Origin of the sequence: Pannonibacter sp. I15F10I1, from assembly GCF_900185665.1 — a bacterium.
Classification (GTDB): Bacteria; Pseudomonadota; Alphaproteobacteria; order Rhizobiales; family Stappiaceae; genus Pannonibacter; species Pannonibacter indicus.
Genome location: NZ_FYAN01000026.1, coordinates 736,928 through 759,961 on the forward strand (window position 1 = coordinate 736,928; position 23,034 = coordinate 759,961).

Genomic DNA, 23,034 nt, shown 5'->3' on the forward strand with positions numbered 1-23,034 from the left:
CGCAGGCCTTCCCGCTGCCAGCGTTGCTTTATACCGCGGAGTTGATGGTCTTCACGCCAGGCACGAGATAACTTGTCAATGATGAGCAAAGCCCCCACGACACACATCGACCGCCTGTCACAGCAAACCGGGATCGCCCCGTCCTATATCCAGGACCGGCTTGGCGCTGCATACGGCAGCGCCGGTGCAGCTCCGGCGTTGCAGTCCGATGCAGATCTAATCGAGCGCCTCGTTGTTCAGGAAACCTCCTTTTTCCGGCATGGTGCCCAATGGGATTCCCTGCGCGCACTGCTGCGCGAAGGCATACTGTTTCCGCCGCGGACGCTGCAGGTCTGGTGTGCCGGCTGCGCAACGGGGGAGGAGGTCTGGTCTCTGGCCTTCCTGCTTCACTCCGAAGGCTTTGGTGCGTCCCGCATCCTGGGCAGCGACATCAGCCCATCCGCCATCGCAGCGGCCACTGAGGGCCGTTATACCCGTCTTGAAGCCATGGGCAGTTTCCGCGATCTGCCAGAGTTCGCCCGCGGTCTATTCCCTGGCCGCAGTGGCGAGACCTGGTCGGCGCCGGATGCCTTGCGCAGCATGGTGCACTTTCAGATCCATAATTTGCTCGATCCGGTGCCCGCCGCTTGGCGCACGCGCCCGGCTGATCTTGTATTCTGCCGCAACTTGCTGATCTATTTTACAGAAACGGCGGCATCAAAGGCCCTGTCGCAGCTTGCGGGGGCGATGCGGAAAGGAGCTGTCCTGGTGCTTGGAGCGGCAGAAACCATGCGCAGAACCGATCTTTTCGAGCCTGTCGAAACGCCAGGGGCTGTCTTCTGGCGCAGGACAGAAGCCCAGGCAAGGCCACTCGCGTGAAACGGCCTGTCATCATCGCTGCCCCCGGAGCCTTTGAGCGGTCGGGCCTGCGCCGCTTGGTCTCGGAGACGTTTCCGGCAGCGGACCTGCGTGAAAGCACCAGTGCGCCAGAGCTGGTGCAGGCGCTTGACGCCCGCTTTGCCGGACTGGTCGTTCTCGACGAGGCCATGCTGCAGCAGCAAGGAGCGGAGGCAGTGCTTCAAGGACCGCTGGCACGGCTGGGAACCCGGCTTATCCGCCTGTCGCGCGATCCTGTCAGCGCAGGCCCGCCAATCGGCACCTGGGCGCGCGATCTGCCGGACCGTCTGCGGCGGGCGCTTACCGTCCAGACGCTGCCCACCACTGCCCTGCAGCCAGATTCAGCCCCACCGGACCTGCCACAAGGAGCGCAAGGATCAGGGCGTGCGCCTCAGCATGCGGGCCGGACGGCCCGTCCTGCCTGTCTGCTGGTGGCAAGCAGCACGGGAGGACCGGGCGCCCTCGCTCAGCTGCTGCAGGCCATTCCTCAAGGTGGCCCGCCCTGGATCATCGCCCAGCATATGCCGAGCCATGGAACACAGGCCTTCGCGGCCCACCTCTCAGAAGTCACCGGCAGGCAGGTTCGGGAGGCGGGAGGCCGGGATTTGCCGGCAGCAGGTGACCTGATCGTGCTGCGCGGCGGACAGGACTTCGAGCTGCAGCGCCGCCAGGACGGTGCGCTCAGCTTGCGCCCTGCCCTCCTCACATCCAGCCCGTTTCATCCGAATGCAGATACCCTGATGCTCTCGGCGGCCGCGTCCGGCATCGCCGCGGCCGCTCTCATCCTCAGCGGCATGGGGGAAGATGGGGCCATTGGCGCCGCTGCACTGTCAGCGGCCGGTCATCCCGTCTTCGTGCAGGCACCCGAAACCTGTGTGGTCGCAGGAATGCCTGGCGCTGCCCTGGCCCGGCTGCCGATGCTCCAGAAAATCGATCCTGGAACGCCCCCCCTCTCTCTCCTCAGACTATGCGCGCCGCAGCTGTAAGCGCCGAAAGGCCGTTTCATTCTCAGGATTGCGTTCATCGGGCATGGCAGTCATGGAACTTTTCGGGTGGATCACCACACCACCCGCGCGCGTAAACTAAATACCGGGCATGCCTGCAAAAACTGCCTTTGCTCCACAATGGAGCAGGCCACCCCGGGGGTCAGCTTGAAGAACATAGCCCTGTCGACCCGCATTTACGGCCTTGCGGCCGTTCTGCTTGTCCTGCTTGCCGTGCTGTCGGCCGTTGGCTATGCCTCGGTCCGGGATCTGGCAAAACTGTCATCTGACATGGACCGTTTCTACCGAGCGGTGGGAGAAATGTTCCTGACCGACCGGAATTTTACCGGCTTCCGCCTTCGGACAAATGCGGTTCTGACATTCGGACGGGAAGCCGATTTCGACCGCTCTCAGGCGCAAGCAAAGCTGATCGAGCAATCGCTGACCAAGGCGGAAACATTGATTGCCGGTCAGCCAGAGGCTGAAATCCTGAAGAGTACAAGGCAAAATCTCGATGCTTTCCGGGCCCGGGCCGAAGGCCTGATGAAGGACCGCCTCGCCATCACTGCGGCCTCGGAGAAACTTGCAAAACTGAAGGCCGACGCACAGGTTGCCTCCAGCGCTGGGGACAACGCGGGCAAGGCAGTGGAGGCTGTGATCCTTGCTGCCAATACCTTCTCGCCGGAAACAGTCACCGCCGCGCGGACTGCCCTCGACGGGGTAACGCCGCAGCCCTTCTCAACCGCTGAACGAACTCTGCTGAGCGAAGCGGTCAGTCTGTCGGATCAACAGATTGCTCTTATCAAGGCAGCAGGCTTGGGCGGCGCGGATGTCGTCACACCGGAAGAGCGGGGGATCCTCGACGGCATCGCCCAGTTCCGCGAACGCCTCCAGGCCCGCATTTCCGACCTGAGCACCAGTGTTGCGGATCAGACAGCGGACGTGCAGCAGCAGCTTGCCCTTCTGGCCGGTGGCGGCATTCTCGCCGGACTGATCATCGCCGTGCTGATCGCCCGGTCGATCATCGCTCCGCTGACACAAATGACCCACGCTATGGCCCGCTTGTCCGAAGGAGACGGCAATGTTGTCATCCCTGGGCTTGGCAGCAGCAACGAGATTGGCCGCATGGCAGCCGCCGTCAACGTCTTCAAGGAGAATGCGGACAAGATCGCAGCAATGCTGAAGGCCGAAGAGACCACACGCGAGATCGGCGGTGTTATCTCCCGCGCCGCAGCGGGTGATCTGACCGTGCGCGTGCCGCTGGAGGGCAAGAATGGTTTCCTGCGCGATATCGGCGAACAGGTGAATAGCCTGCTTGACATGTCTCATGCCTCCTTCCGCGATTTTGGGGAGAAAGCAAGAAGCACGGCAATGTCCGTGGGTGAGGCCAGCCTCGCCGTGTCGCAGGTCGCAGACGGCGCCCGCGTGCAGAACGCGTCGCTTACTCAGGTTGCGACCGCTGTCAAGGAGGCCATGCTGGCGATCCGCGAGGTTTCAGACAACACCCGGCAGGCCAGCGAAAAGGCCGACAACGCAACCGCGCTGGTTGAGCGTGGCCTTGCGTCTGTAGAGGCCATGGGAACCCTGGTTGACCGGATTGCACAGAACAGCCGCAAGGTGAACCAGATCACGCAGGTGATCGCCCAGATCGCCAACCGCACCCACATCCTGTCGCTCAATGCGGCGATCGAGGCCGCCCGCGCCGGTGAACATGGCAAGGGCTTCGTCGTCGTGGCGCAGGAGGTTGGCAAGCTCGCTGAAAGCGCAGGTCAGAACGCCAACCAGATCGCCGAAATCGTCGAGCAGGCAAGCGGCGACAGCATCGCAGGCAAGCAGGCCGCCGATACGGTGCGCGCGGCTATCGAGGGCATCTCCGGCGAAGCGCGCCAGACCACCCAGATGATCCATGCCTCCGTGGCAGCAATCGAGCAGCAGCGCGCATCCATCACCCAGATTGACGGCACAGTCAGCGATCTGAAGTCAATCGCCAACTCCAACTCGGCGGCCGCCGAAGAGATCACCGCGACGATGGTGCAGCTCGCCCGGCTGGCCGATGAAACGCGCCAGCGGATTGACGCCTTCAAGATGGCCTGATTGGCGGACGCTCAAGCAGGCGTGATGAGATGGGGAAGACAATGGCGGCAGGCACGGCGCGCACAGAGGCATGGAGTGTAATCCTGGTCAGCGATGACCTTGGTCTGGCGGACAGCCTGCATGCTCTTCTGGCCCGCGCCCCGGAGGCAAGCCTCTCGGTGACCGGGACTGCGGATGCGCTCGTCAGTTTGCGCAAGCTGGTCTGCGATGCCGTTCTACTCGATGCGGATAGCCTCACGGATGTGGCGCGCATGGCCGGAGCGGCGGTCCTCATCCAGCCGGCTCCCGTTGCCGTAATCGGCCTGGCCGTCACCCCGGGCAGCCAGGGGTATGACCTCTGCCGCAGCCGGGGTGCCAGCCTCATTCATGCCAAGGTGAGCGGCATGGCAGATCCGCTTCTTGCAGGACCGGCGGGAGACAACCTGCTGGCAGGGCTCCGGGCCCTGATCAGCCAGGACGCGAACCTGCCGCCGCAGCAGGAGGCCACCAATGCAGGGCACTGACTTTGCCAGCGACCTTCTGGCCGAAGCTGCCGAGCATCTGGATGCCATCGAGCCGCTGCTGGTGGGCGCTGAGACGGGCCCCCTCTCCCGCGTGGATATTGACCTCCTGTTCCGCGCCTTCCACTCGCTCAAGGGCCTTGCCCGGGTGGCAGGAATCTCCCAGCTTGAGGAATTGACGCATCAGGCAGAGGCCTGCCTTTACCCGGTGCGGCACGGCAGAAAACCACTCGAGGCACCAGCCATTGACGCCCTGTTGCGCCTGGTGGATGGCATCCGCCGGGCCATAGGGTCGGGCGATCTTGCCAGTTTCCTTGCACAGGAGGGCCTGGCGCAAGATCTGGAGCAGCAGGCCAGTGCCAGTTCAGCAGGCCTGACCGCAGACTTTCCGGAACAGACGGTTGCGCTTGATGCTCTGGGGCTTGAACCGGAGATGAGCCGGGCCTTTGCCGAACTTCTGTCGGAACTGCTCGATGAATTCGCAAGCGCCCAGGCAAGCGGCGACCTGGATGCACTTCGTCAGACGGCAGCGGTGCTCGTCCATGGCTGCGCCCGCCTCGGTCTGCACGGACTGGAGCGTTGCGCCAGGATGCTCACAACGGCAACTCCCGGCGATTGTCCACGCATCCTCGCCGGTATCATCAATCAGGCCCGGACCCTTGAAAACCTAACGGGTATCGAAACCGGCTGGGCAGAGGCGAGCATGGCACTGGGAGAGCCGCTCGAACCATCAGACCCTGCGGCCGCACCGTCGCCGCCAAGTCTGCCGGACTTGCTGGCCGCCCGCCTTTCGCACTGGAAGGTGGCTTTGCATCACTTGCCCAGGCAGGCTTCCCCCGCACTGGACCGTTTCGCTGAGGACCCTGCCGCAAGGCTCGCCGAGGTGGTTTTGCCTGCGCCAGGCGCACAGCGCCTGGCGGGGCTGGTGTCCGCCCTGCCCGGACTGATCGCCGGGCGCAGCGTGAAGGCCGCGGAAGGTCCCGGTCTTGCCCTGCTCATCGCAGTGACCACGCAAGACATGCCCGAGGGACTTGAAGCTGCGGACACCCGGACTGCACTGCCGGGACTGGAGAGCGCAGGGTTGGTGCCAGTCTCTGTCACCTGGCTGGATGGCATCTCTGCTCCGGTCCATTTCGGCGAGCAGCAGGCGGTTCCGCGCCTGGCGGCAGCTGAAGAAACGCAGGTGCGCGTCCCGGTCGAGGTTCTTGACCGCCTTTTCGGCCGTATCGGTTCGTTCTTCACCCTTGGCAGCCGGCTAAACGTTCTTGCCAGCGAGGGCCGCAGCGGCGATGCCCTGCGCCGCCTCTATGACTATGCCTCTGCACGCGCGCCCGAAATGCTGCCAGAGGTGGAAGCGCTGATGGCGGACCGGCGCGACTTTCTGACGCTCGAAGCTGAAGTCAGCCATTTTATCAGCCTGATCCACGAGAGCACACTGGGGCTGCGCGTCATCCCCTTCGAGAACATCATCGCCCGTTTCCCGCGGATGGTCAGGGACGCGGCGCGGGACCTCGGAAAGTCTGTCCGTTTTGAACAGACCGCCGGCTCGATCAAGATCGACAAGGGCATGGCTGACATGCTCATCGACCCGCTGATGCATATCATCCGCAATGCCATCGATCATGGCATCGAGACACCGCAAGCCCGCATAAACTCCGGGAAGCCTGCGACCGCGCGGCTGACATTGACCGCCGAACAGCATGGCAACCGTCTGGTCCTCACCGTGAGTGACGACGGGCGCGGCATCGACATTGCCCGCGTTGGGGAAAAAGCCATTGCCCAGCGTCTGGCAAGCGCGGATGACTTGGCACGCATGAGCAGCGCCGAGATTGCCCGCTTCATCTTCACCCCCGGCTTTTCCACGCGCGAGGAAGCGAGCACTGTTTCCGGCCGCGGCGTTGGTATGGATGTGGTTCTGGTCAATGTCACCAGGCTCGGCGGGCGCATCGAGATCGACACCGAGCCAGGCCGCGGCACGGCCTTTCGTATGGACATGCCCCTTTCGGCAGCGATCCGGCCCATGCTGCTGGCAGACACCGGACGCCAGACGATCGGCTTCCCGGAAACCATGGTGGCCGAGGCTGCCGTTTTTCCGGCAGACGCGGTCCAGCCGGTCAACGGACATCCATCGCTGCTGCTGCGCGGCCGCTTCCTGCCGCTCTTCGATATTTGCGAACTGATGAACCTGCCTGAGCAGGAGATAAACAGCCAGGCAGATTTTTCTGTTGTCATCTGTTCCTGGAAGGGCCGCAGGGCAGGCTTCCGGATCGCACGCATCCTGCGCCGTACCGAGTTGCTGATCCGGGAAACGCATCTGCGCGTGGCCGAACTTCCAGGCGTTGGCGGCATTTCCATTCTCGGCGCCGACCGCATCGTGCTGGTACTGGATCCGGACAAGTTGTTCGGCCTCGCCGCCCGTGCCGTCAACAAGGGCCTGCGCAGCGCCGATGGGGTGTCGCCATGAGCAGCTACTTGCGTGTCCATGCCGGGTATTCTGCCTTTCTGGTGCCCAGGGCAGCCGTCGCTTCAGTGCGCAGCCTGACCGGCGCCGCCCGGCCAGCCTCCGGAGACACAGTTCTGGACCGGCAGATGCTCATTGCCGACTTTGCGCGCCTGCTGCAGCTGCCCTCCAGCCTGCCGCTTAACCCGGTCGGTCTGCGCTTGACCTGTACCCCGGCTGCCTGGCTCTGTGCCGCCGACCGGGTTGAACGGATCGAGAACCACCCGCCTGACAGCCTGCGCAATCTGCCCCGCGCCCTCGCACCGCTTGACCGCTGGCTCGCCGGCGTCGTTGCAGATCCCGGTACGGGCGGTCTGATCTGTGTGCTGCGTGAAAAGCCCGGACTTGCGCCTATGGCGTTCTTGCGGCAATTGCGGCGTGCCGCCATTGACCCGCAAAGCCTGCGGGAGGAAGACCTATGAGCGCCCTCACCACCGCTGCCGGAACGCCGCTGCGCCGCCGCATCCTTGTCGTGGACGACAGCTATATCATCCGCCGCCTCGTCAGCGAGATCATTGAAAGCGATCCTTTGCTTGAGGTAGCGGGCGAGGCGGAAAACGGCAAGACCGCGCTGCAGCAGGTGCGCAAGCTTAACCCAGACCTGGTCCTGCTCGACATCGAGATGCCGGAAATGTCGGGCCTGGAAACACTGCGCCGCCTCAGCCTGCGTTCTCCCTGCCCGGTCGTGATCCTGTCGTCGCTCGTCGCGTCCGCAGACTCGGCCGAGCGGCTTGAAGCCCTGCGGCTCGGCGCTGCCGCCATCATCGCCAAGCCGTCCGGCGCTGTCAGCCTTGACCTGAAACAGAAGCGCGCCTCGGAAATCGTCACCACGGCACGGCGTGTCCTCCGGCTGCCGCCTGTGCTTGATGCAGACCGGCCCGCCCATGCCGCTAGCGAAGCATCGGATGAAGCAGAAAGCCACTCCGTCACCGGCAGCAACCTTCATTTGCTGGGCGGACCTGCACTGGAGGAACTGACCGGCGCCATGGCCGGTGGCTTGCTCGTTTTCGATGCCAGCGGCCATCTGGCTCTTGCCAACACCGCTGCACGGTCGATCCTGCGAATGGGCCCTCTTCCACGGGGCCTGGCACTGGCTTCGGTCTTTGCTGACTATAATGAAGACCTGGCTGACAAAATCTCCGCCGTGCTTCAGGGAGCGCCCCCTCTCGAAGGCGTTGAATGTGAGTTCGCAACGCCGGATGGTGACTGGACCTCCTTGCGTCTGAGCGCTCGCCGGCTGCCACGCTCCCAGGATTTTCTTGCGGTCTCCTTCCTCGACATTAACCGGGAAAAGAACCTCGAAAGACTGCTCGCCCGCATTCAGGCAAACCCAGTCGCCCGGATCATGGCCGGACAAGATGCAAGTGTTCTGGACGGTGCCATAGTTCCCGCGACCGTGCTCTTCTGCGACATCCGCAACTTCACTTCCCTTTCCGAGGCGCTCGGTGCCCGGGGCACCGTGCGGCTTCTCAATGATTATTTCTCCTTCATGGCAGACATTCTGCGCGATCAGGGCGGGATCATCGACAAATTCATCGGCGATGCAATCATGGCCCTCTTTGGCGTACCTGCGCCACAGGGCGGCGATGCAGACCGTGCCGTGGAAGCTGCCCGGGTGATGATCAAGGCACTGGATCTGGTGAATGAACGGCGTCAGGACGGCCTAGCCGAGCCCTTGCGCATCGGCATTGGCCTTGCCAGCGGCGAGGTGCTTGCCGGAAACATCGGATCACCTGACCGGATGAACTATACGGTCATCGGCGACGCTGCGAACCTGGCCTCGCGGCTGGAGGCCATCACCAACACCTATGGTGCAGCTATCCTTGCATGCGGAGAAACCGTTTCGCAGCTGACCCGGCCCGTGCCGCTGCGGCTGGTGGACGTGGTCCGGGTAAAGGGCCAGACCCGCCCGGCCGAAGTCTACGAAATCCTGCCAAGCGACACACCAGGCCCCATTCAGGAGCAGTGGCTGGAGGCCCATGCAGGCGGCTTCAGTGCCTACCGCGCCGGAGACTTCGCCATGGCTGAGGCCGGTTTCGTCCGTGCCCTTGAACTAATGCCCGCAGACAAGGCGAGCCTTTTGCTGCGCGACCGGTGCAGGATGATGATGATCCGCGATGCCGCTTCATTCGTCACGCCCTGGGATGGCGTGTGGACCTTGAAGGAGAAGTGACGGTGGAGCGCATCGACTATCTTCTGGCGACCCTTGGTGGAATCCACCTCGCCCTGCCTCTGGATCTCGTCCTCTCTGTCAATGAGCCGGCGCCTGTCACACCTCTGCCCTTTTGCCCGCGTCATGTCCGCGGGCTTATCTTCGTGCAGGACCGCGTGCTCCCGCTAATGGATCTGGCCGGGGTTCTGGGCCTGCCTGCAAAAACCGGCTCAGGCGGGCCGGGTTCGCTGGTCATCCTGGCCAGCGGCGACGATGTTCGCGCGCTGGAGGTGGATCATGTGGTCGCTATGGTCGCCGTCGAGGACGGCGCCATCAGGCCTGTTGATACCCTGCAGGACATGGATGCACAGGCGTCATCCCCCTTTCTGCCGCAATGCCTCAATGCCCGCAGTGCCAGCTGGCTCGTTGTCGACTATGTCCGTCTTGCCGCCGAGACCCGCATGGATGCAGAAGGGCTGGTTGAAGATGGCGCGCTGCTTCCGGCAGATCCCGCCGGCTTGCCGGAACTGGACGAAGACGGCAGTGCAGCGGCGGCAGCCGAGCGCTTCGCACATCTTCTGATTGACATTGGCGCCGACCGCTATGCGCTGCCCACCCCGGTCATCGCAGAGGTTCTCGAACCTGCGGGGCTCCGGCCGCTGCCTGCGGCACCTTCCTATGTAGCCGGCCTGATGGAACACGAGGGAAACCCGCTGCTGGTCATCGACACAGCGGTTCTTCTTGGCGCCAGGGCTCCCGTGGGAAGCCTTGCGCAGGACACGGTCGTGCTGCGCATTGCCGATCCTGCCGCCCGTCTCAACTTTGCCCTTCTGGCCGACCGGGCCCCAGGCCTTCTCTCCCTCACGGAAGACGAGATATTCACTGCTGAAGACGCAGTTTCAGGGATCAGCCGCTATGCCGTTGTCGAGGGGCGGATCATTGCGATCCTGGAGCCACTGGCGTTGACCGGTGAGCATCAGGCCGTGATCGAGCGCCTTGCCCCGCACCGCGCGCCCACGGAAGTTGAGACCGCAGAGACAGCCGCCGCTCTGCCTGCGACGATATCCACAAAGCCTGGCTTCCGCTTTCTCACCTTGCGCGTGGCAGATGATTTCTTTGCAATTGATCTCGACCGCGTTGATAGCATCCTGTCTAGTGTCCGCCTTTCGCCACTGCCCGGTGACGGCAACGGCTTCGATGGACTGGCGGATGCAGGTGACCGGGTGGTGCCGGTGCTCGATCTTCGCCGGCGCCTGAAAGCAGCGGGCACCGCCAGTGAGGCTCCGCCCTGCGTTCTGCTTCAGCTGGAGGGCTCGATGGCGGGCATCACCGCAGATCAGGTGCTGCGCATCGAAGATGTTGCCGCAGAGGACCTCGACGAGGTTGCCAGCCAAAGCAGCCTGCCGGTGCATGCGGTCGCGCGTATCCGTGGCCGCCTTATGGCCGTCCTGACCATCGACCGCCTCCTTCCCCGCCGCTTTACATGACAACCCGGCATCCCCTGTTTTCCATGTCTCGGGAGCGGCAGCTCCCCACCGGGTACACGCGCCTGCGGATCAATGACCGGCCACACCACGTTGGGCGGGCAGTTGCTCCAGCCGGGATTGTCTGCACTGCCCTATCTTCCGATCCTGTCAGGGCAGGACAAGACTCTGGCCAGAAGAGCCAGGGCTGTCGCGCCCAGTGAGGAAGCCGCGGCCCGGGATCACGAATCTAAGCCCTTTGCAGGGATAAAATGCTTGCACCAGGTTCGAAAACGGAAAGATTCAAAACTGTTTTTCCGGCTGAAACCCTGCGTATTTTTGCTCCAGCTCATGTTTTTCAAAAACAAAAATTGACAAACCGGCGCGCAACTCGTATGTATTTTTCATCGATATCTTTTTTGCTGAGCTTTGGTTATCACGCGATCAACATCGCGCTGAACGAACACTCCCTCTAAAGCATCGTTATCACCGCTTGCAGGCCTCCGGGCTTGCGGCTTTTCTCTATGCTATGAAAGGGTTCATCATGACCACTGGCACAGTAAAATGGTTCAATTCCACCAAGGGTTTCGGTTTCATCGAGCCTGACAATGGCGGCCCGGACGCCTTCGTCCACATCTCGGCCGTCGAACGGTCCGGCATGCGCGAAATCGTGGAAGGCCAGAAGCTTTCCTATGACATGGAGCGCGACAACAAGTCGGGCAAGATGTCTGCCTGCAATCTGCAGGCCGCCTGATAGATCCGGGATCTGCTTTCCCTTGACCACGGATGTACTGGCATTGCCGAAAGCATGAGACCAAACAAGGTCAGGCAGTTTGCCTGGCCTTTTTTGTTGCCCGCAGCAGCGGGCAACGTCCGGAAGGATCCCCATGACCGACAAGCACAGCAAGTCCCGCCAGCAGGCGGAAACGGCCTTTGGCCGGGAACAGTCGCAGTTCTTTGCCCGCACCCGTGCCTTTGAAGAGCTGGACGCGATCACCGCCGCGCGTGACGAAAAGACCCTGAGACTGCGGGAAGCACGGCTTGCCAGGGAACTGAGCGAGAGCCTTGCAGCTGCCGCCAAATCCCCTGCCAAACGGACCAAACGGACCTGACCGCGGGGCCCGCTGCACCGGCAGCTGGTGCCCTTTGCATGAAAAAGCCAAGGCGGAACCGCCTGATGGAGTGAAGACTTGAGAGACATGACGAACAACGGCCATTCCGGCCGCCGCAGCACAGCCTCCGACGCGAAGGCAGCCCTTGTGCAGGCTTTCCGCGCCGCAAAGGAAGCAGCCGGACCGGAGCGCGAAGCAAAGCAGGCCGAGCGGATCAGGATCGCGGAAGCCCGTGATGCACGCCGGGCCGAACGCGCACAGGCAAAGCTGGATGAACAGAACCGGGCCGCGAACGAAGCCGCCCTCAAGGCCGCCGAAGCGGAGGCCGCAGCCAGAGCCGAAACCGAAGCGCGCGAACTGGCCGACAGGAACCGCGCTGCCCGCGTTATGGAAGATGAAGCCGCCCGCAAGGCCGAGCGTGACCGGCGCTACGCCAACCGGAAAGCCCGTCAGGCCTGAAATTTGGCCTGAGATTTGGCCTGAGATTTGGCCTGAAAAATTGGCCCAGAAGCTGGTCCGCGTTTCTCTGGCAGGGAGCCCTTTCAGGCCGCTCCCTGTTCAGGCGTTTGCCGGATCACGCGGCCCCATAAAGCACCGCCTTGTCGCGGCCGCGGTGTTTGGCTAGGTAAAGCGCCTCGTCGGCCTTGTGCCGCAAGGCGCGGGTGTCTTCCGTCCCGGTCCAGACTGCTATGCCAAGACTGGCGCTGGTGGTGATGGTGTCAGCGCCGGGGTTGAACGAAAGGGATTTCACGGCCTGACGGATCTGTTCGGCCCCCGCCAGGGCGGTCTCTTGCGTCTGGCCGCGCAGGAACAGGCAGAACTCCTCGCCGCCGAGGCGGCCCAGAAGCGCGCGCGGACCGGCGGCGCCTGCAATCGCCTGCGCCACACCGGTCAGCACAACATCTCCGGCCTCGTGGCCGAAACGGTCGTTGATGCTCTTGAAGTGGTCGATGTCCAGCATGATGAAGGCGTCACCCGGCTGCAGGTGCTGCGGCAGCGACGCCAGGAAATGCTGCCGGTTCGGCACGCCGGTGAGCGCGTCGGTGTTGGCCAGACGCTTCAGCTTGGCCTCCGCCCGCTCCTGCACCAGCACCACCACGAAAAGCGCAATGGCGAACTGGCAGATGATCAGCATGAAGAAGGACTGGCGCGGATCGGGCAGGCCGAATTCCGGGGCTCCCAGCGCCAGCGCCGCCAGACCGGCGAACACGATGGACGTCAGCAGCGCCCCCAGCAGGCCGAAGCGGGCCGGCAGACGGTCCCGCAGATAATCCCGGAAGATGACCAGCGCAGCGGCGGCCAGATAAACGGCAGTGGTCAGATTGAACAGCACAGCCCGCACGGTATTGTCCGCGTACCACTCCATCCGCCAGACCAGAAGGACGAGCGCCAGCGCGGCGGCACCTGCTGCCCAGTCCCCCACCCACCGGCGGCGGCTGCTCAGTTGCACCAGCCCCGCCGCAATCAGCGCATATCCGCCTGCCCCGGCTGTAAAGCTGCCCATCGTCCACGTGACGAAGGCCACCAGCCCCTGTTCCCCCCACCCGGCCAGTGTCGAGCCAAAGGCAAGCACCGCAAAGCCCGCTGCCAGAAAGTCCAATCCCGGTTCCTGCGACCGGCAGCGCATATAGGCAAAACAGACCGCCCCAACCATCAACGAGGACTTGTAGAGCAGGAGAACCGTCGCAAGATCCATCTTCAATCCGGGAACCAGCCAAACATAGTTCAGCGGATACTGCAGAAGAGCTACTTTTGAGTGAACCGGCAGTGTTGCCAGACATGCTGACGTAAATGCAGTTTCCGTTGAATGCAGCCTGCCGTACGCAGATCAATCCCGTGACACATATAAATATTACAAGTCCTGATCGCTCTGCATTTCAGATAAACGGACACCAAAAAGGCAGGAAAGCCTTCACACTTGCGCATTATCCAAGGCGGACAAACGGTGGGCGGACACAAGCACACCATGCTATCATGGCGGCATGACAATGAACGGCGCAGCATTTTTCCTGATGGTGAACTTCGCTGTCGCCCTGTCGTTCAGCGCCGTCTTCTTTGTCACCGCCCGGCGCAGCCAGTTTCCTCTTGCGGCAAGATGGATTGGCGCGGGATTTTGTGTGGCTTCACTCTCGGCCCTGTGCGAACTGCTCGTCGCCTATGCGGGGCCGCCCCGGCTGTGGGCGCTGGGAGCCTTTGCGTCGGTTCTGTTCGGGCTGACCATGATGACGGCCGGGATCGGCGAAATGTACCGCCGCCGGATCGATGCCAGGGGCATTGCCATCTTCCTGTCCGCAAGCCTGTTTCTCGGTTACATCATTTATGATCTGCCACGAGGCACGCCGCTTCACGCCTTCCTTTATCAGGCGCCCTTTGCCATCACGGTGCTTGCTGGCGCCCTTGTCGTGTTATCCGCTCCGCACCGCACGGGGCTTGACCGGTTCCTCGGCCTCCTGCTGCTGGTCACCGGACTGCATTTCCTGGCCAAGGCCGGGCTGGCTGTCGTCTTCGGAGCCGGCAGCACGGCCAAGGACTATGTTCACACGAACTATGCGCTCATCTCGCAAAGTCTGACGGCTGTCCTGATGGTCGCGACAGGTTTGACCCTGCTGGCGAAGCTCGTTCTCGAGATCATGGCCCTGCAGCAGACGCAATCGGAGCTCGACAGTCTGTCGGGCCTTGCCAACCGGCGCGGATTTGACCGGCGGGCCGACGCTCTGCTGCGCAATGATCCGCATGGCCCCCACGCCATCATCCTGTGCGATCTGGATCATTTCAAACAGATCAACGACACGTTCGGCCACCATACCGGCGATGCCGTGATCAGGGGTTTTGGCGAGCGGCTGCGCGCCTGTGCGGGGATCAAGGCTGTGGCCGGCCGCATGGGCGGGGAGGAATTCGCCCTGTTCCTGCCGGGAACGGATATCGATGCCGCCGTCCAGATTGCGCAGCGCTTGCGGCTGGAGGTCATGTCTCTGCCGGACCTGCCGCATGGCCTCACGGTGACTGCCAGCTTTGGCGTTGCGCCGGTGCCCTTCCAGACCAGTCTTGCGGAGGCCTGCCGCCTCGCCGATCAGGCGCTTTACAGAGCCAAGAATGCCGGACGGAACAGGGTCAAGCTGGCGGCAGCCAGTTAGCCCAATGCTCGATGAGCTTGGCTCATCGAGCATTGGTTAAGCCCGTGCGGCGCTTGAGCATTTTCAAGGCGTGATGCGTCAGCATCGAAAGCCTTGGTATTAGGCCGCTCTCCCCGGATGAGGCAGGAGTGCGGGCTGGCGCGGCAGCTGCGGGAGGAGTTTCCCGAGAGCGTTCAGGGCGCCGGAACAGCACCGGCTTTCAGGGATGCGCGGATGAGACCGGCTTCATCCGTTGAAATGTAAGGCGTGAACTCGCAGAGCATCTGGCCCTTTCCCGCTTCAAGGCATGTGTCCCCATCCGGCTGGTTGAGGCCGATGAGCTTGAAATTGCCGGCCGGATCCATGTCCCAGAACCATGCGGAAAGCCTGCCATCAGCCAGTGGCCTTGCCACCTCAACCGACCAGCCCGCCGGCAGCTTTCCGGCGAATGCTGGATTGCGCTGCTCGAAGGTGCAATCCTCATTGCCGCAGCGGCGCAGAACCTCTCCGGTGGTCAAGGTGACTTGCAGCTTTTGCAGGTCACGGGCCAGCGCTTCGTCAATCCGGTCCGGGTCAGTGCACAATTGCCCGGCACGGGTCAGGAAACACCCCCGGTCACCCTGCGGCCAATCGGCCGGGTTGAGCCAGAGCGAATGGGCAGACCCTGCCTGTTCGGCAAACTCGGCACGCGGCAACGGCGATGCGGGTGTCACATCCGCCACCCAGTTTTCCGGCAAATCGAAAGTCAGACCGGTGGCGGCATCGCGCATGCTGCAGCCGTCAGCCGTCCTGTCACCGGGCAGGCAGCGGTGGAGATAATCCGCAAAGGCCTTGCCGCCTGCCTCCTTGCCGTTTTCGCAAGCATCAGGGCCATGGCCTTGAGCATCTGCGCAGCCCGGCGCGGCAGGTGCTGACGCCTGAGACTGTTCCCATTTCAGCGTGGCGCGGACCAGCTGAAAGGCCGCCAGCACCTGCGGATCAGCACTCTCGAACATGCAGAAGGGGCCAAGGGCGCCCGCATCCTCGCAGGGCCCGTTCATGGCCACCCACTGGCGCGGCCCAAGCACCAAAGCGTCACCGGAACCGTGCCGGAAGAAAGTGACCCGCGGCGGAAAACTCTCACCTGCGGCCTGTGCGCCGGTTGTGTATCCCTCTGTCGTGGGCTGATCGGTCCACCAGCCGGCCGGCAGCAGGAAGGAAAGACCGGTCGCACCATCCGTCACGGGGCAAGGCGCAGGCCCATCACAGGAATAGGCCACATCCTCCGCGGTGCCAGCGGCAGCACCGGTGGCTGCACCGGCATCCACCACCTTTTGCCTGCCTTGCGTCTCGCCTTCCGTTTTGTCCAGCTTGCGGACCTCAACCGGGATACGGGCGAATTCGGCATATTCACCGGCGGCGTTATACCCCATGTAAACAAGATCGTAAGTTCCCGGCTCTGAGGGGGCCAGCAGGGATTCACCGGCGGCCAGTTCACTCAGGCTGCGCCCCCAGTCGTGCCGGCCATCTCCCTGCCAGATTTCAATCCGGTCGAGGCGCAGCTGGCGGCCCTGTGTTTCAACCGCGATGGGCGCACCGGGAGCCGCAGCAGACGGCGCTGTAAGGATCACGGCCGGATCAGCCGCAGCATCGATCACCATCTCGTCGAGGACTTCGCCGCCCCAGGTTTCGAGCCTGAGCAGATACTGACCAGGCGCATCGAGGTTGATACCGGCGTCCTTGCCCCCTTGCGAACCTTCGACCGTGCTGTAGGTGATGACCCCATCGGAACTGGTGCTGCCCACCGGATAAAGCCTCAGAGCAAGCGCTGCACCGCCTGTTTCTGTTCCTTCAACGCTCACGCCGAGGTCAATCTGCACGCTCCCCACGGCATAAGGGCCCCGGTTGATCATGCCCGCCTTGCCAGGCTGATATGCCGGTTCTTCAAGCGGCCGGACAAAGAGGATAGCATCCGGTTTGAACCCGGAGACCCAACCGTCTTCCGGCGGATAAACGGCCCAGTCCATCTCGGTCGAATAGCTGTAAAGGCGGCAGCGCGGCTCTTCGACGAAATAGCTGCCAGGCGGTTCAAACATCCAGGCTGCGGCTGCAGCATCCGCCTCCGCCAGGGCGCGGCAGTCCTCTGCCGTGCCGGTGCGGGGAAAATCCGGCTGGCCGGGTACGCCAGATTCTGCGCCAATCGCCCCGCCCGTTGCTTGAAGCTGGATGGCAGGCATCAAGGGCTTGCCCGGGAAATGGGTGTTCGCCCTCGGCGGCTCCATGCTGATGGCCTCGGTCAGGGCGCTGACCAATTCGCCCGCATTGGCCGCCTCGATGTAGCGCCCGCCGGTGTTTTCAGCCAGGCACGCCACCTGAGCACCCTCCTCCTTCGTCAGGCCGAACCCCACCACATGCGCGGTGAAATTGACGCCGGCCGCCTCCAGTTCGGATGCCAGTGCGCAAGGGTCGGCCTCGCAGGTTTCCAGCCCGTCGGTGACAAGGACAACGGTGGCACTTTCCTCGCCATAGCGCAGCGCCTCCGCCGCCTGTCTCACGGCAGCCGAAAGCGGCGTCTTGCCGAGAAACCGCATGGCATTGACCGCATCGACAATCGCAGGGCCCGTGCCCTGTCCGGGCGGCACCAGAAGCTCGATGTCGCTGCAATTGCCCTTGGTGCGGTGGCCATAGGCCAGCAGCCCCAGTTCCTGCTGCGCCGGGATGCCTTGCACCACCCTGGCCACCGCCTCGCGGGCGATCTCCAGCTTGGCGCGCCCGTCGATCTGGCCCCACATGGAGCCGGAGCCGTCCATGACGATGATGGTGCGCGGCGCCTCCTGCGCCGTGGCAGCCAGTGGCTGGCAGACGGCGGATGCCGCCAGCAGGGCTGCTGTTCTGAGTTGGATGCTCTTCATCACCGGTAATCTCCTCATGCGGATGCCGCGGTGGAGCGGGCAGCGCCAGCGCGTCCTGACGCCCAGTCGCGCGCCTTGCCGCCAATCTCCCTGAACTTGCCCGACAGATCCTGCAGCCGGGCACGCCAGGCCGGATCCGGCACCTGTCCTTCGGTTGTTCTGAAAAAGACCTGCATCATGCAGGTGATGGCCAGCGGCTCCAGCAGCGCCGCCTTGAAGGCCCAGGCAAAGAGAATGGCAAAAACGAGGCCACCCGCGCTGAGCGCGCCGGGCATCAGATAGACAAGGGCGGCCGCCGGGGCGAGCGCCAGCAGGAACACCAGGAAGGACAGGCCATAGATCATCACGGCCAGCCAGGCGGCGTTGCGGAACATGGTCCTGTAGTTCTGCCCGTAGAGCACCAGGGCCTCTTCCGCCGAGGCCCAGGGATTGGCCGCGCGGGTGCGCATGGCGTGGGCAAGGATCACCTCGTCCGTGAAGCCAATGGCGACTTTCAGGAAGTTGCGCAGCAGCCCCGCCGCCGCCTGCAGGCCGGGAATGGGCAGAAGCGAAGCAATGCCCTCGATCAGCCCGGCGATGGCGGAAATCACGCCCTTGACCAGCTGGTCGATGCCGAAAAGCAGGCTGGCCTGCGCAAAGCGCTCACGCACCATGCGGCTGCCATAGGCCACCTGCCCTTCCCCCTCCGGCAGGGACCGGCCGTCCATCAGCTCGACCAGAACGGCAATATGTCCGGCCTTGACGATGTAGAGCACATATTCGCGCAGCAGATAGAGCACCGCCGCCACAAGGCCAAAGCCGGCAATGCCCCCCAGCGCCGTGCTGGAGGCCAGGAAATCCTCATCGCCCAGCTGGCCGGCACCATAGCCGATGGCCGCGCCCGTGCCTGTTGCGATGACATAGGCGCAGGCCATGCCGAAATAGACGGCCATGCGGAAAAGAAGAAAGGGCGCGGTGCGCGCCATGAGTGCGAAGGCACCTGTCAGGCTGAAATCCCACATCCGGAACATCCTCGAATGGCCATGCAGCCCCTGCCCGCCGGCAAGGAGGCAGGCAACTGCATCGTGAAAAAAGACTAGGATGAGAGGCCGGGACGGTCTTGGGCCTCTCGGCACTTGTTTGCGGGGACTACGGCACAAACATGGGCCAATCTCCCTGCATATGACCTTAGAACCGGTGCGCCCGCACGTCCCTCGGGGTCATGCCGTAGGTCTGGCGGAAGCGGGCATTGAACCAGGACAGATCGCCGAACCCGGCCTCCAGGGCAATCTGTGCAATGTTGAGATGCTGACAGGCCGGATCCGTCAGCATGCGGTGGGCCATGGCAAGGCGCCGTGCGGCCACATAATCCCGGAAGGACGTGCCCTCGCGCTCGAACAGGGCCCGCACATAGCGCGGGGAGAGGCCGAGGCGCGCGGCGATCCTGTCCGCGCTGAGGCCGGGCGTCACGAGGCTGCGCTCGATCTCCGCCTTCACCTGCTTCAGCCGGGCGGCCCTCAGCCCCCGTCCGGCGGCCGCTTCGGCCGCCTCCCGTGTGGCGCCAAGGGCCATCAGCGCCAGATCCTGCACATGCGCCACGCATTGCGCCGCCTCTTCAGGAGCAAGCGCGGGCAGTTCGTCATGCAGCATGCGTGCATAGCCGAGGAACAGCCGCCATTGCGGCGTCAGCGGCGCGGCGCGGCGCAGCACCGCATCGAGCCCTGCCGCTGCCGGCCCCAGATGCACCCGGGGGATGGACACATAGATGCCCTCCATATGCTCCCCGCCAAAGCGCACGGTGCCCGGCACATCGCCCGGATCGGCATAGACGAGGCCCGGACGCAGAGTTTCCTCGCACCCGCCGGTCTGCAGGATCGTGCCGCCGCCAGCGAGCGGGATGTGGAACATCACGTCATCGCTGCAATCGGCCGCGTGGCTCTGGCTGCGCACCGCAGTGGAGGCGGAATGCCGCCCGTGACCCACGATAAGTCCCGGCATCACGGCAATGGATGTTTCGGAGTGAAAGTCCTGCCGGTCATCGGGGATGAAGTCCACCTTGGTCATAGTGGCGACCACGTTGCGGAACTCTTCCACGCGCCGCGCGCGGCTGAAGTCTTTCGACCGTATCGACAGGATCGCCATGCTGCCCCCCTCCCCGCAGAACCACCAGCCCGGCTTTCTGCTTGAAAGGACCATAGCAAATACGGAACTGCGCGGCCTGTGACGAAAGTCACGCTTGGGAAGCTGCACGCAGGATCTTCACGGCTCCCCGGAGCATTCAGAGCGGATCTGCGGGCAGCAAGAACAACCTCTGCCTTCAAACATGCATCAGGCTCCGGAGCGGGCCCCGGAGCCTGTAACATTGCGTGTCTGCGCTAGATCATGCCGCGCTGACGCGGCGCAGGAAATCGTCAATGTTGCTGGCCAGAAGGCGGGTCTTCTCGGAGACATCGCCCGAGGAGCGCGACACATCGGCCGCGGCCGAAGAGGTCTCCTCGACCGCATGCTTGACGCTGGTCATGTTGACCGTGATCTCGCGGGTTCCAGAGGCCACTTCCTGCACAGAGTTGCTGATCTCGGTGGTGGCCAGCCCCTGCTGCTCCAGCGAACGGGAAATAGCATCGGTATATTCGTTGACCCGGACCATGGTTCTGGCAATTTCGTCGATCGCCGCCACGGAGCCGGTCGAGGCATCCTGAATGGCCGTAATCTGGGCCGCGATCTCTTCGGTGGCCTTCGACGTCTGGGTTGCCAGATCCTTGACCTCGGCAGCCACGACGGCAAAGCCCCGGCCGGCATCGCCAGCGCGCGCGGCCTCGATGGTGGCATTGAGGGCCAGCAGGTTGGTCTGTTCTGCGATATCCTGGATCAGCTGCAGCACGGCGCCGATCCGCTGGGCGGAGGCGGCAAGACCGGCCACCTGCTGGTTGGCGGAGGCTGCCTTGGAATTGGCCGCGGAGACAACCCCGCTGGTGTCTGCGATCTGGCGCGAGATTTCGCCAATGGAAGCCGACAGCTCTTCCGCAGCCGAGGCAACGGTCTGCACGCTGGCATAGGCCTGCTCGGTTGCGGCGGCGACAGAGGCTGTGCGGCTCGTCGTATCTTTCGACATGCCGAGCAGCTGGTCGGAAATCTGCGCCATGGCAACAGTGGACTGCTGCACCGGCTCAAGCAGCTGGCGCGAGTCATTGCGGAAATCGGCAATCAGCGCTTCGAGCACAGCCTGGCGCTCGCGCTCTTTCTCATAGGCGGTGGCCTGCGCGCCCTCAAGTTCGCGCTGGCGCTGGCCATTGTGCCGGAACACTTCCACGGTCTTGGCCATCTGGCCCAGTTCATCGGCCCGGTCGAGGCAAGGCACCTCACAGTCGAGCTGGCCATCGGCCAGCGTCAGCATGGTGCGCGACAACTGGGCAATCGGCTTGGCAATCCGGCGGATCAGGAAGAACAGGCACAGCGACACGATCACGATCGCAGCCGCCGTCAAAAGCAGAGAGGTTGTCAGCGCCTCGGTCCGGGCGCTGGTGACGAACTGACGGTCAAACGCCACATAGGCATTGCCGATCCGGGTCTGGCTGCCGCCATCCTCGCGCACAATCGGCTTGATGCCGACAATATATCCCGGCGTTACGATGAATTTGGTACTGCCATCATCGGCGGGCGCCTGCTCTGCCTCCGGCACATTGTCCAGCAGATCCTGGCCGCTCGCCCCGGACCGGTCAATCACGGCGAAGATGGAGCCGCTTTCCTCCCGCACGACGGCCCAGGAGAAGCGGGGATTGTCCAGAAGCGGCCTCAGAACGGTCCTGGCCAGTTCCGCATTGAAGTCCCAGATTGCATTGCCGAGGGCGAGATTTGACAGCTCGGTGCTCAGCTGGATCTCGGACCGGAAGGACGCCTCCACCGTATCAATCTGCTTGGTGCTGGCGACGTAGGAGAACCCGGCGAAAGCCACCGCAACGACCGCCACGACCGGCGCAATGGTAGCAAATTTTACGGACTGCCAGAACTTCATGGTAGATCCCCATCTGAATTCGCAGAATTGTTACTTATACTGACGAATGAAGTCTTAATTCTGCAAGCGGATACAGATAATTGTTTCCAGATATCAAATATTGAAATGAGAAAACCGACCTTCTGGGCCGCACAAATCCCCGGCCTCTACGTCAACCGCAACAATATCCATGCACCTGCCTGACCTTCGACCGCTTCATCCTTGCATCCAGGCCGTGAGGTGGGGACGCTCAATCAACGCCCCACCCCGGCAACGCCGGTCAGGAAACGCCACGCCGGATCAAAGACAACAGGCCCCGGCAGCAGGAAACCAGCAGCCGGGGCCTTGCGCTTCACAGACCGCCGTCAAAGGCATCGCGTGCCTTGCGGCCCTCGTCCGAGTTCTTGAAGCAGATATGCAGACCATGCTCCTTCAACAGGACATCATTGAAGGACAGCTTGGCAGCAACGGCCGACACCTGGGGGTCGGTCTTGGCAAGATGCTCGAAGACCAGCTTGTCGACCACCGCGGCATCCGTGCGCCCGCCGGCGGCCTTCAGGATGTTCTGCACATCACTGTCCGCCTCATCGACCTTGATCTCGCCCTTTGCGGCCATGGCATCGAACTGCTCTTCGTTATTGTAGCCGCGCACCACGCCGATCTTGTAGGCCTTCAGATCATCCAGCGATTTCCAGGTGATGGGCTTGTCTGCAAGCTGGATGAACCCGACAGGGCTGATGCCGAAGGACTTGGAGAACAGGCAGCGGCTGCCACCCTTTTCGGCATCGGAGTCAGAGCTGTAATATTCCGGGAACACCCCGATCCAGGCCGGGTCTTCCGCTGCCATCTTCACGGCGCGGTTCCACGGAAAGACCGCCACCTCCGCGCTGTGACCTGCCTTTGAGAAGGTGTTCTTCACCGCATCGGGGCTGGTGCCAGAGCCGTCAGCCATGACATAGGGCGGCCATTCCAGCGTGGTCAGCTTGTAGGAGTCGGCCAGCACCGGCGATGCAGCAAGGAGCAGGGAGGCGGCGATTCCGGTCTTCAGCAAGGTGGTCGGCATAGTGTCTTCCCCGTATTGGAAAAATGCAAATGCAGCGCCCCTGTCCCTTTGTCTCTAGCGCATCAGTTCAACAGCAGCCCTGCGAAGAGGACGCTAGACTTACTCCGTTAAAATTCAGCAAACGACTCAAACATCAAAAGAAATGCGCGGCCTCCTCCATAGAGAAACCCTTAAATTTTAGTCATACAAATATTATTAGCCGTGTAATGTAAAAAGTATTTCGAGAATTTATGAGCAAATTGTGATCCAGCATCACCGCGCGGCGATCATGCCGCAACGGCAACAGGCCAAGCCCGCGCGGCACCTCAGCAAATTCA

18 protein-coding genes are annotated in these 23,034 nt (G+C 63.1%); 12 read left to right on the forward strand and 6 right to left on the reverse strand.

Annotated features, from left to right (window positions below; translation table 11 throughout):
• Positions 1–78: 78 nt before the first annotated feature.
• From IF10I1_RS16655 to IF10I1_RS16705, 11 genes are all read left to right on the forward strand, one after another.
• On the forward strand, positions 79–858 hold the full coding sequence (locus tag IF10I1_RS16655) for a protein-glutamate O-methyltransferase CheR (RefSeq protein ID WP_186415473.1): 780 nt from the start codon (positions 79–81) through the stop codon (positions 856–858).
• On the forward strand, positions 855–1,862 hold the full coding sequence (locus IF10I1_RS16660; RefSeq protein ID WP_186424582.1) for a chemotaxis protein CheB: 1,008 nt from the start codon (positions 855–857) through the stop codon (positions 1,860–1,862). The genes IF10I1_RS16655 and IF10I1_RS16660 overlap by 4 nt, the downstream gene beginning before the upstream one ends.
• Positions 1,863–2,027: 165 nt before the next feature.
• Positions 2,028–3,953: a methyl-accepting chemotaxis protein gene (locus IF10I1_RS16665; protein ID WP_186393599.1), complete on the forward strand. Its 1,926-nt coding sequence runs from the start codon at positions 2,028–2,030 to the stop codon at positions 3,951–3,953.
• A gap of 29 nt (positions 3,954–3,982) precedes the next feature.
• The gene (locus IF10I1_RS16670) at positions 3,983–4,456 is read left to right on the forward strand and encodes a hypothetical protein (protein WP_186393600.1); all 474 of its coding nucleotides are present in this window, start codon (positions 3,983–3,985) and stop codon (positions 4,454–4,456) included.
• A complete protein-coding gene (locus IF10I1_RS16675) occupies positions 4,443–6,917 on the forward strand; it encodes a chemotaxis protein CheA (RefSeq protein WP_186393601.1) in 2,475 nt (824 codons plus the stop codon). Before IF10I1_RS16670 ends, IF10I1_RS16675 begins: the two co-directional genes overlap by 14 nt.
• On the forward strand, positions 6,914–7,375 hold the full coding sequence (locus tag IF10I1_RS16680) for a hypothetical protein (protein WP_186393602.1): 462 nt from the start codon (positions 6,914–6,916) through the stop codon (positions 7,373–7,375). The genes IF10I1_RS16675 and IF10I1_RS16680 overlap by 4 nt, the downstream gene beginning before the upstream one ends.
• The gene (locus tag IF10I1_RS16685; RefSeq protein ID WP_186393603.1) at positions 7,372–9,126 is read left to right on the forward strand and encodes a response regulator; all 1,755 of its coding nucleotides are present in this window, start codon (positions 7,372–7,374) and stop codon (positions 9,124–9,126) included. Before IF10I1_RS16680 ends, IF10I1_RS16685 begins: the two co-directional genes overlap by 4 nt.
• Positions 9,105–10,592: a chemotaxis protein CheW gene (locus IF10I1_RS16690; RefSeq protein WP_186393604.1), complete on the forward strand. Its 1,488-nt coding sequence runs from the start codon at positions 9,105–9,107 to the stop codon at positions 10,590–10,592. Before IF10I1_RS16685 ends, IF10I1_RS16690 begins: the two co-directional genes overlap by 22 nt.
• 520 nt (positions 10,593–11,112) lie before the next feature.
• Positions 11,113–11,322 (forward strand): cold-shock protein, encoded by a 210-nt coding sequence (locus IF10I1_RS16695; protein ID WP_026355832.1) that lies wholly within the window; start codon positions 11,113–11,115, stop codon positions 11,320–11,322.
• 133 nt (positions 11,323–11,455) lie between these two features.
• Complete coding sequence (locus IF10I1_RS16700) at positions 11,456–11,680, forward strand: hypothetical protein (RefSeq protein WP_019965150.1); 225 nt, start codon at positions 11,456–11,458, stop codon at positions 11,678–11,680.
• Positions 11,681–11,758: 78 nt separating this feature from the next.
• Positions 11,759–12,139 (forward strand): DUF6481 family protein, encoded by a 381-nt coding sequence (locus IF10I1_RS16705; RefSeq protein ID WP_058900003.1) that lies wholly within the window; start codon positions 11,759–11,761, stop codon positions 12,137–12,139.
• A gap of 115 nt (positions 12,140–12,254) precedes the next feature.
• On the opposite strand, the gene IF10I1_RS16710 is transcribed toward IF10I1_RS16705, so the two are convergent.
• The gene (locus tag IF10I1_RS16710) at positions 12,255–13,376 is read right to left on the reverse strand and encodes a GGDEF domain-containing protein (RefSeq protein WP_186393605.1); all 1,122 of its coding nucleotides are present in this window, start codon (positions 13,374–13,376) and stop codon (positions 12,255–12,257) included.
• Between the two features lie 292 nt (positions 13,377–13,668).
• On the opposite strand from IF10I1_RS16710, the gene IF10I1_RS16715 reads away from it, so the two are divergent.
• Positions 13,669–14,814: a diguanylate cyclase gene (locus IF10I1_RS16715; RefSeq protein WP_186393606.1), complete on the forward strand. Its 1,146-nt coding sequence runs from the start codon at positions 13,669–13,671 to the stop codon at positions 14,812–14,814.
• Positions 14,815–14,987: 173 nt separating this feature from the next.
• On the opposite strand, the gene IF10I1_RS23160 is transcribed toward IF10I1_RS16715, so the two are convergent.
• The 5 genes from IF10I1_RS23160 to IF10I1_RS16740 all read right to left on the reverse strand — a co-directional run bounded on the left by IF10I1_RS23160 (position 14,988) and on the right by IF10I1_RS16740 (position 22,717).
• The gene (locus IF10I1_RS23160) at positions 14,988–17,684 is read right to left on the reverse strand and encodes a VWA domain-containing protein (RefSeq protein WP_186393607.1); all 2,697 of its coding nucleotides are present in this window, start codon (positions 17,682–17,684) and stop codon (positions 14,988–14,990) included.
• Positions 17,685–17,698: 14 nt separating this feature from the next.
• A complete protein-coding gene (locus IF10I1_RS16725; RefSeq protein ID WP_186424583.1) occupies positions 17,699–18,685 on the reverse strand; it encodes a hypothetical protein in 987 nt (328 codons plus the stop codon).
• A 166-nt stretch (positions 18,686–18,851) separates the two neighbouring features.
• Positions 18,852–19,805, reverse strand: coding sequence for an AraC family transcriptional regulator (locus tag IF10I1_RS16730; RefSeq protein ID WP_186424584.1), 954 nt, complete (start codon positions 19,803–19,805; stop codon positions 18,852–18,854).
• A gap of 238 nt (positions 19,806–20,043) precedes the next feature.
• Positions 20,044–21,675 (reverse strand): methyl-accepting chemotaxis protein, encoded by a 1,632-nt coding sequence (locus tag IF10I1_RS16735; protein WP_208994285.1) that lies wholly within the window; start codon positions 21,673–21,675, stop codon positions 20,044–20,046.
• Between the two features lie 331 nt (positions 21,676–22,006).
• A complete protein-coding gene (locus tag IF10I1_RS16740) occupies positions 22,007–22,717 on the reverse strand; it encodes an ABC transporter substrate-binding protein (RefSeq protein ID WP_094462982.1) in 711 nt (236 codons plus the stop codon).
• Positions 22,718–23,034 lie beyond the last annotated feature (317 nt).

Bases quoted from the DNA above. Each gene is read 5' to 3' on its own strand.
- IF10I1_RS16695 (WP_026355832.1), top strand. From the start codon at position 11,113: ATGACCACTGGCACAGTAAAATGGTTCAATTCCACCAAGGGTTTCGGT.
- IF10I1_RS23160 (WP_186393607.1), bottom strand. From the start codon at position 17,684: ATGAAGAGCATCCAACTCAGAACAGCAGCCCTGCTGGCGGCATCCGCC.
- IF10I1_RS16685 (WP_186393603.1), top strand. From the start codon at position 7,372: ATGAGCGCCCTCACCACCGCTGCCGGAACGCCGCTGCGCCGCCGCATC.
- IF10I1_RS16700 (WP_019965150.1), top strand. From the start codon at position 11,456: ATGACCGACAAGCACAGCAAGTCCCGCCAGCAGGCGGAAACGGCCTTT.
- IF10I1_RS16670 (WP_186393600.1), top strand. From the start codon at position 3,983: ATGGGGAAGACAATGGCGGCAGGCACGGCGCGCACAGAGGCATGGAGT.
- IF10I1_RS16655 (WP_186415473.1), top strand. From the start codon at position 79: ATGATGAGCAAAGCCCCCACGACACACATCGACCGCCTGTCACAGCAA.
- IF10I1_RS16710 (WP_186393605.1), bottom strand. From the start codon at position 13,376: ATGGATCTTGCGACGGTTCTCCTGCTCTACAAGTCCTCGTTGATGGTT.
- IF10I1_RS16675 (WP_186393601.1), top strand. From the start codon at position 4,443: ATGCAGGGCACTGACTTTGCCAGCGACCTTCTGGCCGAAGCTGCCGAG.
- IF10I1_RS16735 (WP_208994285.1), bottom strand. From the start codon at position 21,675: ATGAAGTTCTGGCAGTCCGTAAAATTTGCTACCATTGCGCCGGTCGTG.
- IF10I1_RS16740 (WP_094462982.1), bottom strand. From the start codon at position 22,717: ATGCCGACCACCTTGCTGAAGACCGGAATCGCCGCCTCCCTGCTCCTT.
- IF10I1_RS16730 (WP_186424584.1), bottom strand. From the start codon at position 19,805: ATGGCGATCCTGTCGATACGGTCGAAAGACTTCAGCCGCGCGCGGCGC.
- IF10I1_RS16715 (WP_186393606.1), top strand. From the start codon at position 13,669: ATGAACGGCGCAGCATTTTTCCTGATGGTGAACTTCGCTGTCGCCCTG.
- IF10I1_RS16680 (WP_186393602.1), top strand. From the start codon at position 6,914: ATGAGCAGCTACTTGCGTGTCCATGCCGGGTATTCTGCCTTTCTGGTG.
- IF10I1_RS16725 (WP_186424583.1), bottom strand. From the start codon at position 18,685: ATGTGGGATTTCAGCCTGACAGGTGCCTTCGCACTCATGGCGCGCACC.